Here is a 14574-nt window from a genome sequence, read left to right on the forward strand (position 1 = left end):
TCGTCAAGTCATCGCCCTTTCAGGTGGGTCGGTGGTGGCGGCCCAGGAGGCCGCGCGGAGCAGCACCCGGGCGCACACGCTGCCCCAGACGAGTAGTCCGATCAGCGGCCCGGCCCCGCGGTAGAGGTCGCCGTGCAGTTCGGCGGTCGCGGCGAGATACGGGCCCGCGGCGAGGGCGAGCAGCCGGCAGGCCAGCGCGGCCGCCAGCGCCGGGCCCGCGATGGCGGCCGGCCGGGGCCTGCCGGGGGCCCGGCTCGGGGCGAGCCACAGGACGGCCGCGAACAGCGCCCACAGCGCGGGGACCGCGCAGCCCGGACCGCCCGCCGTCACCACGGCGGCGACGGCGGTGCCCGCGAGGCAGAGCGCGGCCGCGCCCGCGATGTCCCGGGCCGCGTCGCGCACGGGGTTGCCGCTGCCCGCGTTCTGCCCGCACACGGCCCGGACGCCCGTACGCAGCGCCCGGGTCAGCCGCACCACCGACCAGCCGAGCACGAGGACGAGCAGCGGCCGCCAGTGCGGGGCCGCGGTGGGCAGCCGCCCGGCCATCGGAGCCGCCGCTGCGGGCAGCAGGGCCGCGGCCAGCCCGCCCACGGCCCGCCGGACACCGTCCCCGCCCGCCCCGGCCCGGCCGGCCAGCGAGCCGAGCAGCAGCACCGCCGGAGCCGTCCCGACGAGCAGGGCGTACGTGAGAGAGCCCGCGAGCGCGTCGCCGTTGGCCCGGGTGTAGCGGCGATGCGACGCCATGACCCGCTCCCGGACGGCCGTGATCCGCTCACCGGCGGCGCGGGTGCGGGTGCGGGCGTGGAGGTGTCGGGCGGCGGGTGCGGCCTTCACGGGGCGCGCCGTTCCCTGCGGCGGCCCGGGCCGAGGCTGCGGTTCACGGTCGTGGCGCGCCGTTCCGCGGGGAGCCGGAGGCCAGCCGGTGGGCCGCCAGGGCCGCCGTTGCCGCGCGGTCCGGTTTGCGGGAGCGTCCCGACAGCGGGATCCGGGCGAACAGCAGGGCGTCGGGCGCGGCCGCGCCCATGCGGCGCAGCGGGCCCGCCAGTGCGGACCGCAGCGCGGACTCGGCGGCGCCGCGGCAGGGCTGGACGACCGCCACGAGCCGCTCGTCGCCGTAGTCACGGCCGGAGCGGCCGCCGCCCGGGTCCGCCGGAATCCCGACGAGCAGGGCCAGCTCCACCCCGGGCACGTGCAGGGCGGGCTCGTACAGGCCCGGGTAGATGTTCTCGGCCCGGCGCAGCACCATGTCCTTGGCCCTGCCCTCCAGCACGATCCGACCCGATCCGTCCAGGCGCGCCCGGTCGCCCGTACGCACCCACGGATCGGGCTCCTCGCCGAGGTAGCGGTGCCGGGCCCCGGGGCCGGTCAGCAGCAGCTCTCCGTCCGCGCCGGACTCGGCGCGCACCCCGGGAAGCGGGGCGCCGACCAGGTCGCCGGGGCCCTCGTAGGCGGCCTTCTCCCGGGACTCCACCGCGGCGGCCGGGAACAACTCGGTGAGCGCGTACACCCCCCAGGCCTCATCGGCCCCCGACTCCCTTACGCGTCCCAGCAGTTCCGCGCTCGCCGGAGCCGATCCGGTCCACACCCGGCCGCGGAAGCGGGCCCCCGCGCGCAGCGCGTCCCGCAGCTGCGGCGGGGTGAGGTAGGTGTCCCGCGGTGCCAGCCGGGCCAGTTGGCGGGCCAGCACCCGGGGCGAACGCGCCGGGAGGGCCACGGGAGCGCCGCGCACGAGGGAGGGGACGAGCACGAAGAAGGTGCCGCCGAGCACGGGACCGGCGGCGCGAGCGCCGGCCGATGCCCGCACCGGACCGGGCGAGAACAGCGCCGACACCGTCTCCATCCCGGCGGCCAGGCTCGCCCGCGTGTGCACCACCGCCCGGGGCCGCGAGGTGGTCCCGGAGGTGAACACGATGACGGCGTCGGCGTCCCCGCCATCCGCGAACCGCGAGGGAACCCCGCCCCGCGCCGCCCGCGGATCCAGTGCGGGCGCGCATCCCGGCAGCCGCCGCCCGACCGTGGCCACCGGCGCGCCCAGCCCGGCCAGCTCGGGCAGTTCCAGCCCGGCCGCCCGTCGGGCCAGCGGCCGCGCCCACCCGGCCACCGCCTGCGCGGCGGCGTCGGCCAGCACCAGCGCGGGCCGCGCCGAAGCCAGCCGGGCGCGCAGCACGTCGGGTCCGGCTCCCGGGTCGAGGACGGCCCCGCGCAGACCGAGCCGCCACAGGGCGAGCAGGACGGCGAGCGCGCGCGGCCCGGGGCGTACGGCGACACCGACGGTGTCCCCGGCGCGCAGCCCGCGCGCGTACAGCGCCGCGGTGAACGCATCGGCCAGCTCGGCGAGTTCCCCGCAGGTGGCGGCGGTCCGGGTGGCCCCCGTGCGCGTGGCGGTCAGGACGGCGGGCCGCTCGGGGCGGGCGCGCAGCGCGTGGTCGAGGCGGTCCAGCATCAGCGGGGGTCGTCCGTTCCGTGCGGGCCGCTGCCGCGGCCGAGGTACCAGCGGGCCGTACCGGCGATCCCGTACGCCCGCAGCCGGCGGGTGGAGTTCTCCACGACCATCGCCCGGCAGCGCGTGATCCGGTCCGTGTGGCGGCGCACCGCGTTGAGGAAGAGCCGGTCGGTGGGGGAGGGGCGCCGGGGCATCCCGCCGACGGCCAGGTACAGCTCGGCGGTGATGGCCATGTTGTTCCCGGCGTGCATCCGGTACGGGGCCCGGTAGCCGCGGCGCCGCGCGTGCTCGGGCCGCAGCCGGCCGAAGAGCCCGGCGAGGCGTACGAGGACCCCGAACCCGGCCCGGCCCAGCGGACCGTGCTCGTCGCGGCGGGCCACGATCCGCCCGCACACCAGCCCGGGGCTGCGGACCAGCGCCGCCCGCGCCGCGCCCGTCCACCCCGGGTGGGGCAGGCAGTCGGCGTCGGTGCGGGCGAGCAGGGTCGCGCCGCGCCCGATCGCGTACCGGAAGCCGGTGTCCACGGCGGAGCCGACCCCCTTCTCCGGCTCCTCGATGACCTCCACCGCGAAGGGGGCGCCCGCGGCGAACTCCCGCGCCACGGCCCCCGTCCGGTCGGCCGAGGCGTTGTCCACGACCAACAGGGTGAAATCCCGGTCCCGTTGGCGGGCGAGCGCGGCGAGGGTCCCGGCGAGCCGGGCCTCCTCCTCGTGCGCGGGCACCACCACCCACAGCCGTCCGGCCGCGCTCACGACTTCTGCCAGACCATCGTCATGATGCTGATCCCGCCGCCGAGGCCGACGAACAACACCCGCTCTCCGGGCGCCAGTTCATTGAATATCCGGTCCAACTGCACGCCGATCGTCGCGCTCGCGATGTTGCCGAGCTCGGGCACCGTCACCACCAGCTTCCCGGCCGGCACCCCGGTCAGCTCGGCGAACCGCTCCAGATAGGGCACCGTCACCTGGTGCACCAGCACCTTCGAGAAGTCGTCCCAGCCCATGCCCGTGCGGTGCAGGGTCCGGTCGATGACGGCGGTGCCCACCTTCTCGAAGACCCCGCGCAGTTCGTGCCCGTCACCGCGGAAGTAGGTGTACGCGTCCCCGCGCGGGTGGCGCGAACCGCCGCCCGGGATGCCCCCGACCTCCCAGTGCTCGGAGTGGGTCTCGGTGTCCACGTCGAGGATCCCGCCGCGCTCCACCGGCTCCACGATGACGGCGGCCCCCGCGTCGCCGAAGGTGTAGCCGGCGAAGCCCGCGCGGAACTCGGCGAAGTCGGCGGGCGCGGTCCGCACGGCCCGGCTCGGGGTCTCCCCGGTGACCACCAGGGCCCGCCGGGCGCGGCCGGCGAGGATCATGGCGCGGGCGAGGTCGATGCCGTTGACGAAGCTGTTGCACGCGTTGGTGACGTCCAAGGCGTGGGCCTTCGTGCCGAGTTCGGCCTGCACGATGTGCGCGGTGGCGGGCTCGGCGACATCGCGGGAGGCGGAGGCGAAGAGCAGCAGGTCGATGTCGGCGGGCCCGAGCCCGGCGGCGTCCAGTACCCGCCGGGCCGCCCCCACGGCGAGCGTGGATGCGTACACCCCGTCGGCCGCGACCCGGCGGGCGCGGATCCCGGTGGCCTGGGTCAGCAACCGGGGCGGCAGCGTGAGTCCCGCCCGGCCGGCGACCTCGCGCTGGAGCCGGTCGGAGGTGAGGACGTCCCCGGGCAGCATGCCGGCGACGGCGGTGATCCCGGCGCGGAGTCGCGATCGCTGTCCGGACGGGCGCAGTACGGGCGGGAGCTGTCCGGACGGACTCAGTACGGGCGCCAGCCGCGCGGACGGGTGCCGTACGAATGGGCGCGGTACGGATGGCTGATTCGGCATGTCCTCACCATGACGCGCCGGCCGGGCCCGGTCCTGAGTACGGATGCTCATCCGGCCCGCCGGGCGGGTGAGTACCCCGGACCGCCGGCCGGCCGCACGGAGACGAGGGCGGCGAAGAGAAGTGGCGCGTGGGGCATGAACCGTCTGACGGGGTATTCCGTTCTCCAGGTGTACGGCCCACTGTCATGAAAGCAACGCCGACCGGTACCCCGGGGACGCTGTTCTTGGGGCGCCCCTCCTTGGCCCTTGACATCCCCCGCACCCGTCTCACCCGCAGAGGTCGTCCTCCATGACTGAATTCAATCGGCGCAGGTTCCTGCAGATCGCCGGTGGCGCCGCCGCCGTCACGATGCTGAACGAGAGCATCGCGCGGGCCGCCGCCATCTCGGCCCAGGGCAGCACCGGCACGATCCAGGACATCGAGCACATCGTCGTCCTCATGCAGGAGAACCGGTCCTTCGACCACTACTTCGGCGCGATGAAGGGGGTCCGGGGCTTCGGAGACCCGAGGCCGGTCCTCCAGGACAACGGCAAGTCCGTGTTCCACCAGTCCAACGGGACGAAGGACATCCTGCCCTTCCACCCGGAGGTCGAAGACCTGGGGATGCAGTTCCTGACGGGCCTCAACCACGACTGGGCCGGCGGCCAGAAGGCCTACAACAACGGCAAGTACGACAAGTGGGTGCCTGCCAAGACGGCCACCACCATGTCGTACATGAACCGGAACGACATCCCGTTCCACTACGCCCTCGCCGACGCCTTCACGGTCTGCGACGCCTACCACTGCTCCTTCATCGGCGCCACGGACCCCAACCGCTACTACATGTGGACGGGTTACACGGGCAACGACGGGGTGGGCGGCGGCCCGGTCCTCGGCAACCAGGAAGCCGGCTACGGCTGGAAGACCTACCCCGAGCGCCTGGAGACGGCCGGGGTCTCCTGGAAGGTCTACCAGGACATCGGCGACGGCCTGAACGCCGCCGGCTCCTGGGGCTGGATCAACGACGCCTTCCGCGGCAACTACGGCGACAACTCGCTGCTCTACTTCAACACCTACCGCAACGCCCAGCCCGGCAGCGCCCTGTACGAGAAGGCCCGCACCGGCACCAACGTCAAGGCGGGCGGCGGCTACTTCGACAAGCTGCGCGCGGACGTGGTCAACGGAACCCTCCCGCAGGTCTCCTGGATAGCCGCCCCCGAGGCGTTCAGCGAGCACTCGAACTGGCCGACGAACTTCGGCGCCTGGTACATCTCGCAGGTCCTGGACTCGCTGACCGCGAACCCGGCGGTCTGGGCGAAGACGGCCCTGTTCATCACCTACGACGAGAACGACGGCTTCTTCGACCACGTCGTCCCGCCGTACCCGCCGGCCTCCTCGGCGTGGGGCCTGTCCACGGCGAGCGTCACCGGCGACCTCTACACCGGGGGCGTCTCCGGCTACGCGGCCGGCCCGTACGGCCTCGGCCCGCGCGTCCCGATGATCGTGGTCTCCCCGTGGAGCAAGGGCGGCTACGTCTGCTCCGAGACCTTCGACCACACCTCGGTGATCCGCTTCATGGAGAAGCGCTTCGGCGTGCAGGAGCCCAACATCTCCCCGTGGCGCCGTGCGGTCTGCGGAGACCTGACCTCCGCCTTCGACTTCACCCAGGCGGACGCCGCACCCGCCGCGCTGCCGTCCACGGCGGCCTACGTCCCAGCGGACAAGAACCGTCACCCCTCCTTCTACCCGACGGTGCCGGCGACGGGCACCCTGCCCAAGCAGGAGGCGGGCTCCAAGCCGACGCGCGCACTGGGCTACGCCCCGTACGTGGACGGCAAGGCCACGGTCTCCACGGGCAAGTTCACCCTGACCTTCTCCTCGGGTCCGGCCCTCGGCGCCCACTTCCACAGCACCTCGGGCAACCGTACGGACGGCCCGTGGCCCTACACGGTCGAGGCGGGCAAGACCCTGTCGGACACCTGGAGCACGAGCGCCTCCACCGGCAACCAGATCAACCTCACGGTCTGGGGCCCGAACGGCTTCCTGCGCACCTGGAAGGGCCCGGCGAAGAAGGCCGGCCCCGAGGCCACGGCCCGCCACGACAAGGCCACCGGCACCCTGCTGCTGTCCCTGACCAACGGGGGCACGGCGGCCGTCAACCTGACCGTCACCAACGCCTACGGCGGCACGGCCCAGATCGTGCGCGTCGCGGCGGGCGGCACCGTCGCGCACACCGTGGCCCTGTCCGGCACGGCCCGCTGGTACGACGTCACGGTCGTCTCCGACGCGGACGCCACCTTCCTGCGCCGCTTCGCCGGCCACGTGGAAACGGGCGCGGCGGGAGTCTCCGACCCGGCGATCAAGACCGTCTGACGCGGTCGTCCGCTCCACGCAGCAGCCGCCGTTCCAGGACCGGGAGGTCACGGGGACGGCGGCTGCGGGCGTGCCGGAGCAACAGGTCCCGGGCGGCGCAGCACCTCGGGCGCGGCGGCTGCCCACCGGGCCCGGTGCCGGGCCGGGATGCCGTCCGGGGCGCCCGGGTCGAGGAGCCGGGCGAGCGGCCCCGGCCGGGCGGGCGGTACGTGCCGGATCGCGGGGTCGTCCGTGGCGTCGAACGGGTCGGTGCTGGGCTCCTCCCAGCACATGCAGATGAATTCGACCTCGGGGTCGGCCTCCACAGACCCTTCGGGGACACGTTCGGGGACCCGCTCGGCCGGCCACGCGGCAAGGACTTCCGCGACCTCGGCCGCGTCGGTGATCTCGTACCGTGTCGGGTGGTACGGGTGGCCGTCCTCGCTCTTCGCGTCGCGGATCCGGACGCGTTCGACGGCGACGGAAGGTTCGGTCTTCACGGTGTGATGGTAGGTGCGGTGGGCAGAACGTACGGCGGCAATTCTTTCCGCCCCGTCACCGAGGGAGAACGCATGGCCATCGCCCACCGCAGGATCGGCACCGGCCCCGTCCGCGTCATCGTGCTGCACGACTGGTTCGGCACGTCCGCCAACTGGGGCTCCGTACTGGACTACTTGGACCAGCGGGAGTTCTCGTACGCCTTCCTGGACTACCGCGGCTACGGCGACCGCAGGGACCTCCCCGGCCGCTACACGCTCCCCGAGATCGCCGACGACGTCCTCGCGCTCGCAGACGAGCTCGGCTGGGACACCTTCTCCCTCCTCGGCCACTCCATGGGCGGCAAGGCCATGCAGCAGGTCCTCGTGCGCGCCCCCGAGCGCGTAGAGAAGCTGATCGGCATCAACCCGGTCCCCGCCGCCCCCTACGAGATGGACGACGCCACCCACGGCCTCTTCTACGGGGCCGCCGACAGCGCGGACAACCGCCGCGCCATCCTCGACATCGTCACCGGCCGCCGCGCGAGCCCGTACTGGCTGGACCGGATGGTGGCGCACTCGCTCGCCGTGTCCCGGCCGGAGGCCTTCGCCGGGTACCTCGCCGGCTGGCAGCCGCTCGACCTGTCCGCCGCCGTGAAGGGCAGTACCGTCCCGGTGCTGGTCCTAGTCGGCGAGTACGACCTAGCGCTCACCGTCGACTTCATGCGGTCGACCTGGCAGGTCTGGTACCCGAACTGCCGCATCCAGCCGCTCCCCGGCACCGGCCACTACCCCCCGCACGAGAGCCCGGTGGCCCTCGCCACGGAGGTGGAGGCCTTCCTGCGCGAGTAGGGCCGTGGCCGGGCTCTCCCGACGGGTCACTTCCTGTAGTACGCGCCGAACTTGTCGATGATCAGGTCGGTCGGCTCCCAGCCGCGGTTCCAGAAGTCGACGATGTCGTTGTTGCCGGTGCTCGCCTGGACCATGTTCGCGACGGTCGTGTCCTTCGTCCAGTTCAGGACGGAGGTGTTCGGCGGGGTCGGGCGCTCCACCGTGCCGTTGAGGTAGTCGTCCTTGGTGTTCGGGTCGGGGGCCACCGTGAGGTGACCGGCGCTCTTCGTGTTGGTCACCGTGGTGTTCAGGACGAGGGCCTCGAGCCCGCTCGCCATCCACTGGATCTCTTTGTGGTAATTCTGGGCCTCGAGGGGCCAGCCGTAGGTCCGGGTGTCTTCCAGGCGCTCGGGCTCCGCCGGCAGGTAGGCGGCCTCGCCGTCGGCGCCGTAGTAGCCGGTGACGTCCACGATCACGTGGGCCCGGTTCCAGGCGTTGTTGCGGACCTTGATCCGGCCGTCCGCTCCGACCGGCACGATCACCGCGTTGGCGACCGTCTGACCGGCGGTGAAGTTCACGCTCGACGTGGAGGGAGCCTGCCCGCCGCTCGGGAAGACGATCAGGTGGCCGGCGTCCTCCGGATCGGTCACCGTGACGTTGAGGGCCACGGCCGTGACCCCCGCGGCGGGGAGCCCGTTCTGACCGGCGATCTGGACGTCGAGGGTGCTCTGGGCGGCGAGCTTGCCCTTGGGGCTGCCCAGCCACTGCCGGCTGTCGACGAAGCGGGTCGGCTCCACGGAGGTGTAGCCGCTGGCGGCGGACCGGCTGAAGTAGCCCGTCACGTCGGCGATCAGGTCCACCGAGCCCACGCTGCGGTTGGCCAGCTCGACGTACCCGTCCTTGCCGACCGGCACGATCGCCAGGTTCGGTACGGTCTGGCCCTTCACGAAGTTGACGTTCGAGGTCTCCGGCCGCTTCGTGCCGGCGGCGTACGCGATGACGTGCCCGGCCGTCGCGGCGTTGGTCACCGTGATGTTGAGGGCCACGGCCGTCACCCCGGCCGGGATGGAGCCGCTGCCGGCGACCTTCACGCGGGTCGTGCCGTTGGCGGCGACCGAGCGGCCGCCGGGCATCCCGGTCCCGGTGCCGTCACGGGTGTCCAGCAGCCGGGTGGGGGCGTGCGGGGTGAACTCGGAGCCTTCCGGGAGCACCTCCTCGGTGGTGACGGCGGTCTCCTCGCCCGGGCCGGTCGCCTTGATGGTGATCGTGTGGGCGCCGGCCCTGGCGTACGTGTGGTCGGCGAACACGAGCCCGTCGACGAGGCTGAAATCCGTGTCGACGGTGCCGTCGCCCCAGTCGATGTCGTACCGGACGACGCCGTACGTCAGGTCGGTGCTGACGCCGGTGGCCAGCCCTACGGAGAGGGCGTGGGAGGTGGACGTGCCCATCGACACGTCGAAGTACGCGCTCTGCTGGGCGCGCGCCGCCGGGCCGGACGACGCCGAGGCCCTGGCCTTCGCGGCGGCGGTCTTCGCGGCGATCTCCCGGGAGACGGTCTTCCCGGCCGCTTCCTTCGCGGCGGCGGCCGCGTCCGCCGGGCCCTTCGCGGTCGGCGGCACCGCGGTGGCGGCAGCGGTCGATGGACTCGCCGCCTGAGCCGTGGCGGATGCGAAGCCTACGGCTGCCGCGACGACGGCAGCGGAAAACATGACGCGGCGACGGTGCACCGGCCCCCCAGGTGTTCAATGCGTGCGTAAAAGTCTTGATCAGCTTATCTCTGCCCCTGTTCGAAAATCACCGGGGTTCCCGTTAGCGAAGTGTCGCGCCATGGCTCAGTGCGGGCTCAGCCGCCCCACGAGCCACTCCAGCGCCGCCGGCACCTCGCGCGCCCAGGTCTCGTAGTTGTGCCCGCCGCTCGCCAGGAGGATCGAGGACACCCGCGCCGGCGCCAGTACCGCGTCGATGAACTCCAGCGTCGCCGGAAACTGGTGCTCGCCCTTGCGGCTGCTCGCCACCAGCAGGGACACCGGCGGCTGCGGCAGGTTCCGCAGCCGCCACAGCAGGTCGTTCCGCTGCCGGACGCCCGGGTCGCCTCCGAACAGGTCACCGGTGTCCGCGTCCCGCGCCGCCGCGTACGGGGCCGACAGCGCGGCCGCGGCCCGGTAGGCGTCCGGCGCGCTCAGGGCCAGCTTCAGCGCGCAGTAGCCGCCCACCGAATTGCCCATCACGCCCCACCCGCGGGCATCCCGGCTGAGGCCGTAGTACGAGGAGACCGCCGCGGGCAGGTCCCGGGCGAAGAAGGTCTCCGCCTGGGGCCCGCCCGGCACGTCCACGCACTGCGTGTCCCTGGGCGGCGCCACCGTCGGCGTCATCAGCACCAGCACCGCCGGCCGCATCCGCCCCGCCCGCACCGCCTCCAGTGCGAGCTGCGGGTACCGCAGCCGGTCGGTCAGCACCCCCGGCGTACTCGGGAACCCGCTCAGCGCCAGCACCACGGGGAACTCCGCCCGCCGGCCGGCCGACGCGTGCACGTACTGCGGCGGCAGGTACACGTACCCCTGCCCCGACAGCCCGCTGCGCGCCCCGCGCACGGTCACCGCCTCGATCCGGCCGATCACCGCCGGGTCGTCGGAGCCGGCCTGCCGCCAGGAGTGGGTGCCCCGCACCAGCAGAGCCCCCCGCCCCGAGGCGTCCGCGCCCGGCGGCGCCGGGTCCTCGCGGCGCAGCGACAGCAGGTCGCGCCAGGAGCCGTAGAAGCCGTACGAGGAGTTCACTGCGAGCAGCAGCGCCGACCCGGCCGTCAGGGTGATCGCGAGCTGGAGCCCGGCCCGCCCCAGCACCGGCCGCACCCCGGACCCCGCGAGCCGCGGCCACAGCCACACGGTGGCCCCGAACGCCGCGGCCGCCACGAGGACGGCGAGGAGCAGCGCCGGAGTGCCCCCGATGTCCCATTCCATGCGGTTGATCCTGCCAGGACTCGGGCAAGCGGGCCCGGCCGGTCGCGACGCGCCGATCACGCCGGGGGAACGAAAAAACCCGTGGGGGTTACGAGAAAACTCGTAACCCCCACGGGATCAACAGGGTGAGTGACGGGACTTGAACCCGCGGCCACCTGGACCACAACCAGGTGCTCTACCAACTGAGCTACACCCACCACGAAGGGCGGCGGACCACCCGTTCGATGTGCAAGCACAGCATAGCTGATCAGCGGGGTGCTCCCGCGACGCCTTTTCCGGCGACCAGGTGACCCGGCTCCGGGCGAGGGGCGCAGGCAACCCCGAGCCCCGGATCGCCATCCCTACCCGTATGGGACCAAACCGACTGACCGGACTGGACGCCGCCCGCGGCATCGCCGTCCTCGGCATGTTCGCCGTCCACGTCGGCCCGCCGCCCACGCCCGAGGGCCCCGGCTGGCTGCTCGTCGCCGCCGACGGCCGGGCGCCCGCCGTCTTCACCCTCATCGCCGGGTTCTCCCTCGCGCTCGCCCGCTCCCGCGCCGCCGGACCTCCGCCCCTGCGGGCCACCCTGACCCGCTGCGCGATCCTCGCCGCGCTCGGCCTGTGCCTGGCCGCGCTCTCGCCCGGCATCCTCGTGATCCTGGCCTTCTACGCCGTCTACTTCCTGGCCGCCGAACCCTTCACCCGGCTGCGCACCCGCACCCTGGCGGCCGTCGCCGGCGCCTCGGTGGTGCTGGGCCCGGTGCTCTCGTACCTCCTGGGCCCGGCGCTCGGCCTGCGCACCGGCGGGCGCGGCGCCACGCCGGTCCCCGGCGACCTGGCGACCTGGACGGGGGCCGGGGGGATGCTGCGGGAGCTGCTGCTCTCGGGTGCGTACCCGCTGCTCACCTACTTCCCGTACATCCTGGCGGGCATGGCCCTCGGCCGCCTCGCCGACCTGCGGAGCGGGCGCTCGCTGCGGCTGCTGACCGGCTTCGGGGCCGCGGCCGCCGTCGTCGGCTACGGCGCCTCCTGGCTCGCGCTGGGGCCCGGGGGCCGGCGCGGTCCGCTGCTGGAGGCCGTCGCCCGGGAACACCCCTGGGCGGCGGCGGAGCCCGACCCGGTCGCGGCCGTGCTGGGCGAACAGTTCGGCGCCGTCCCCAGCACCTCCTGGGACTGGCTGCTGCTGGCCGGCCCCTACAGCCAGACCCCGCTGGAGACCCTCGGCAACTCCGGGGTCGGGGCCGCCCTCATAGGCCTGCTCGCCCTGGCCGCGCACGGCGCGGGCCGGATGGCGACGCGGCTGATGCGGCCGCTCGCCGCCGTCGGGGCGATGGCCCTGACGGTGTACGTGGCGCACGCGCTCACGCTGGCGGTGTTCCTGCGGGGCTGGAGCGGGTGGGGCGTGCTGGCCATGTTCTCGGGGGTCGCGGTGATCGGGTGCCTGGCCTGGGACCACCTCCTGCGCGGTACGGAGCTGCGGCGGGGGCCGCTGGAGTGGGCGCTGCGGGCGGTGACCCCGGCGTGACGCGAAGCCCTGCGGGGCCGTCCCCTACCCTCCCCCAGACTTCGTCCGGGGGGACCCCCGGTTCCACCGTTCCCCGGGGCTACGCCCCGGACCCCCGCGCCTCAAACGCCGGCGAGGCTGAATCCTTCGGCCCGTCCGGGCGGAGCCGGGGTGATCGGCGCGGCCCCCTGCCGTCCGGGGGCGGGGCGCGGGAGGATCCCGTCATGGACCATGACTCCGATCCCTTCACGGCCGCCGACTACGCCGCCCGGATGGCCGCCGCCGCGCAGGCCGCCGCCGACGCGGGGCTGGCCGGCCTGCTGGTCGCCCCCGGGCCCGACCTGGCCCACCTCACCGGATACCGGCCCGTCGACACCGAGCGGATGACCCTGCTCGTCCTCGCGGCCGGGCAGGACCCCGTCCTCGTCGTCCCCGCGTTGGAAGCCCCCGACGCGGCGAAGTCCCCCGGCGCGGCAGCGCTGACCCTGCGGGACTGGGCCGACGGGAGGAACCCGTACGCCGTGACCTCCCCGCTGCTGGACGTGGCCGGCCGCTTCGGGGTCAGCGACAACGCCTGGGCGCTGCATCTGCTGGGCCTGCAGAGGGAGTTGCCGACGACCTCGTACGTCTCGCTGACCGATGCGCTGCCGATGCTGCGCGCCGTCAAGGACGAGCGCGAGCTGGCCCGGCTCGCGGCGGCGGGCGAGGCGGCGGACGCCGCGTACGCGCAGATCCTCCACGTGCCCTTCGCCGGACGCCGGGAGAGCGACCTCGCCGCCGACCTGGCCGCGCTGCTGCGCGTGCACGGCCACTCCCAGGTGGACTTCACCGTCGTCGGCTCCGGCCCGAACGGCGCCAACCCGCACCACGAAGCCGGTGACCGGGTCATCGAGCACGGGGACATGGTGGTCCTCGACTTCGGCGGCCTCAAGCACGGTTACGGCTCCGACATCTCCCGTACCGTGCACGTCGGGGAGCCCACCGAGGAGGAGCAGCGCGTCCACGACATCGTCCGCGAGGCCCAGCTGGCGGGCGTGGCGGCGGCCCGGCCGGGGGCCGCCTGTCAGGACGTGGACCGGGCGGCGCGCGCGGTGATCACCGAGTTCGGCTACGGCGAGCAGTTCATCCACCGCACGGGCCACGGCATCGGAGTGACCACGCACGAGCCGCCGTACATGGTGGAGGGGGAGGAGCAGGTCCTCGTCCCCGGCATGTGCTTCTCCGTGGAGCCGGGGATCTACCTCCCCGGGCGGTTCGGAGTCCGCATCGAGGACATCATCACCGTCACCGAGAAGGGCTGCCGCAGCTTCAACAACGCCTCCCGGGAGCTGGCCGTCGTGGAGTAGGCGCGCCAGCGGGAAGCCGCCTCCTCGCCGGGGTTCAGGCCCCGGCGAGGACCAGGCGGTAGCCGTAGTCGACGCTCTCCCGCTCCAGCAGGGCGGCGTGGCGCCGCTGCCAGGCACCCGACCGCAGGTCCTCGCGCAGCCGGGCGACCGCCGGCTCCACGACGGAGGCCGGCAGCGTCGCGAAGGTGGAGCTGGCGGCCCGTACGGCCGGGTCGAGGTAGGACTCGGGCCGGCGCCAGAAGGCGGCCCGGAAACCGTCGGTGTAGTCGTGCGGGACGGGGAAGGGCAGCACGGTGTGCGCGTCCAGCGCCCCGGTCACCACGGAGAGCGGGGTGAACCGGGACTCCTCCAGGTCCCCGATCTCCGGGAGGTACTCCTCGAAGAACCACAGCTTCGTCCGGTGCGCCGGATCCCAGGTGAAGACGGCCTGGCGTCGGGAGACCCGCCGCAGTTCCGCCAGCCCGCGCGCGGCGTCGGGCCAGTGGTGGACGGTCATGACGGCCATGGCGGCGTCGAACACCCCGTTCTTGAACGGCAGTTGCTCCGCACTGGCCCTGACCTTGCGGGTCCCCGGGTGCTGGTCGAGCATGACCCCGGACGGCTCCACGGCCGTCACCTCGCGATCCTGCGGCTCGTACGAACCGGCGCCCGCGCCGACGTTGACGACCGTCCGGGCGTCCCCCAGGGCGCCCGCGATCAGCGCCGCCAGCCGGGGATCGGGCCGCCGGACCTGCCGGTAACCCGCCCCGATCCGGTCGTACTTCGCCCTGTACCCGCCCTTGGCCGGATGCCCGTCGCCGCCCGCGGGAGATTCGATCTTCATGGAGCCGATCCCA

General features: G+C 74.0%; 13 protein-coding genes and 1 tRNA gene. 5 read left to right on the plus strand and 9 right to left on the minus strand.

Features of this window, described 5'->3' with window-relative positions:
- Positions 1–3 precede the first annotated feature (3 nt).
- From AC061S_RS21365 to AC061S_RS21380, 4 genes are read right to left on the minus strand one after another with little or no spacing between them, the layout of a single operon-like run.
- Complete coding sequence (locus AC061S_RS21365) at positions 4–834, minus strand: YhjD/YihY/BrkB family envelope integrity protein (RefSeq protein ID WP_478687552.1); 831 nt, start codon at positions 832–834, stop codon at positions 4–6.
- Positions 835–877: 43 nt separating this feature from the next.
- Entirely contained in the window at positions 878–2443 is a 1566-nt protein-coding gene (locus AC061S_RS21370) for an AMP-binding protein (RefSeq protein WP_478687553.1), read from the minus strand.
- The gene (locus tag AC061S_RS21375) at positions 2443–3195 is read right to left on the minus strand and encodes a glycosyltransferase family 2 protein (protein ID WP_478687554.1); all 753 of its coding nucleotides are present in this window, start codon (positions 3193–3195) and stop codon (positions 2443–2445) included. Before AC061S_RS21375 ends, AC061S_RS21370 begins: the two co-directional genes overlap by 1 nt.
- Entirely contained in the window at positions 3192–4310 is a 1119-nt protein-coding gene (locus tag AC061S_RS21380; RefSeq protein ID WP_478687555.1) for a 3-oxoacyl-ACP synthase III family protein, read from the minus strand. The genes AC061S_RS21375 and AC061S_RS21380 overlap by 4 nt, the downstream gene beginning before the upstream one ends.
- Positions 4311–4599: 289 nt before the next feature.
- Between AC061S_RS21380 and AC061S_RS21385 the strand changes: the two genes are divergently transcribed.
- The gene (locus tag AC061S_RS21385; protein ID WP_478687556.1) at positions 4600–6663 is read left to right on the plus strand and encodes a phosphocholine-specific phospholipase C; all 2064 of its coding nucleotides are present in this window, start codon (positions 4600–4602) and stop codon (positions 6661–6663) included.
- A 47-nt stretch (positions 6664–6710) separates the two neighbouring features.
- On the opposite strand, the gene AC061S_RS21390 is transcribed toward AC061S_RS21385, so the two are convergent.
- Positions 6711–7142 carry a hypothetical protein gene (locus AC061S_RS21390; protein WP_478687557.1) on the minus strand — a complete coding sequence of 144 codons (432 nt, stop codon included), beginning with the start codon at positions 7140–7142 and terminating at the stop codon, positions 6711–6713.
- A 72-nt stretch (positions 7143–7214) separates the two neighbouring features.
- Between AC061S_RS21390 and AC061S_RS21395 the strand changes: the two genes are divergently transcribed.
- Positions 7215–7970 (plus strand): alpha/beta fold hydrolase, encoded by a 756-nt coding sequence (locus AC061S_RS21395; RefSeq protein WP_478687558.1) that lies wholly within the window; start codon positions 7215–7217, stop codon positions 7968–7970.
- 26 nt (positions 7971–7996) lie between these two features.
- Here AC061S_RS21395 and AC061S_RS21400 read toward each other — a convergent pair whose 3' ends face one another.
- The gene (locus tag AC061S_RS21400; protein ID WP_478687559.1) at positions 7997–9397 is read right to left on the minus strand and encodes a hypothetical protein; all 1401 of its coding nucleotides are present in this window, start codon (positions 9395–9397) and stop codon (positions 7997–7999) included.
- On the opposite strand from AC061S_RS21400, the gene AC061S_RS21405 reads away from it, so the two are divergent.
- Positions 9390–9605, plus strand: a complete 216-nt coding sequence (locus AC061S_RS21405) for a hypothetical protein (protein ID WP_478687560.1) — start codon at positions 9390–9392, stop codon at positions 9603–9605. The genes AC061S_RS21400 and AC061S_RS21405 overlap by 8 nt on opposite strands.
- Before the next feature lie 176 nt (positions 9606–9781).
- Here AC061S_RS21405 and AC061S_RS21410 read toward each other — a convergent pair whose 3' ends face one another.
- Positions 9782–10906, minus strand: a complete 1125-nt coding sequence (locus AC061S_RS21410; RefSeq protein ID WP_478687561.1) for an alpha/beta hydrolase — start codon at positions 10904–10906, stop codon at positions 9782–9784.
- A 124-nt stretch (positions 10907–11030) separates the two neighbouring features.
- Positions 11031–11103 (minus strand) — tRNA-His (locus AC061S_RS21415).
- Between the two features lie 152 nt (positions 11104–11255).
- On the opposite strand from AC061S_RS21415, the gene AC061S_RS21420 reads away from it, so the two are divergent.
- Both AC061S_RS21420 and AC061S_RS21425 read left to right on the plus strand, forming a co-directional pair.
- Complete coding sequence (locus AC061S_RS21420) at positions 11256–12413, plus strand: heparan-alpha-glucosaminide N-acetyltransferase domain-containing protein (protein WP_478687562.1); 1158 nt, start codon at positions 11256–11258, stop codon at positions 12411–12413.
- 203 nt (positions 12414–12616) lie between these two features.
- Positions 12617–13738: a M24 family metallopeptidase gene (locus tag AC061S_RS21425; RefSeq protein WP_478687563.1), complete on the plus strand. Its 1122-nt coding sequence runs from the start codon at positions 12617–12619 to the stop codon at positions 13736–13738.
- Positions 13739–13772: 34 nt separating this feature from the next.
- Here AC061S_RS21425 and AC061S_RS21430 read toward each other — a convergent pair whose 3' ends face one another.
- Complete coding sequence (locus AC061S_RS21430; RefSeq protein WP_478687564.1) at positions 13773–14561, minus strand: class I SAM-dependent methyltransferase; 789 nt, start codon at positions 14559–14561, stop codon at positions 13773–13775.
- Positions 14562–14574 lie beyond the last annotated feature (13 nt).

This window comes from Streptomyces sp. CA189 (assembly GCF_056428985.1).

Bases quoted from the DNA above. Each gene is read 5' to 3' on its own strand.
- AC061S_RS21420 (WP_478687562.1), top strand. From the start codon at position 11,256: ATGGGACCAAACCGACTGACCGGACTGGACGCCGCCCGCGGCATCGCC.
- AC061S_RS21395 (WP_478687558.1), top strand. From the start codon at position 7,215: ATGGCCATCGCCCACCGCAGGATCGGCACCGGCCCCGTCCGCGTCATC.
- AC061S_RS21380 (WP_478687555.1), bottom strand. From the start codon at position 4,310: ATGCCGAATCAGCCATCCGTACCGCGCCCATTCGTACGGCACCCGTCC.
- AC061S_RS21410 (WP_478687561.1), bottom strand. From the start codon at position 10,906: ATGGAATGGGACATCGGGGGCACTCCGGCGCTGCTCCTCGCCGTCCTC.
- AC061S_RS21425 (WP_478687563.1), top strand. From the start codon at position 12,617: ATGGACCATGACTCCGATCCCTTCACGGCCGCCGACTACGCCGCCCGG.
- AC061S_RS21400 (WP_478687559.1), bottom strand. From the start codon at position 9,397: ATGGGCACGTCCACCTCCCACGCCCTCTCCGTAGGGCTGGCCACCGGC.
- AC061S_RS21430 (WP_478687564.1), bottom strand. From the start codon at position 14,561: ATGAAGATCGAATCTCCCGCGGGCGGCGACGGGCATCCGGCCAAGGGC.
- AC061S_RS21385 (WP_478687556.1), top strand. From the start codon at position 4,600: ATGACTGAATTCAATCGGCGCAGGTTCCTGCAGATCGCCGGTGGCGCC.
- AC061S_RS21370 (WP_478687553.1), bottom strand. From the start codon at position 2,443: ATGCTGGACCGCCTCGACCACGCGCTGCGCGCCCGCCCCGAGCGGCCC.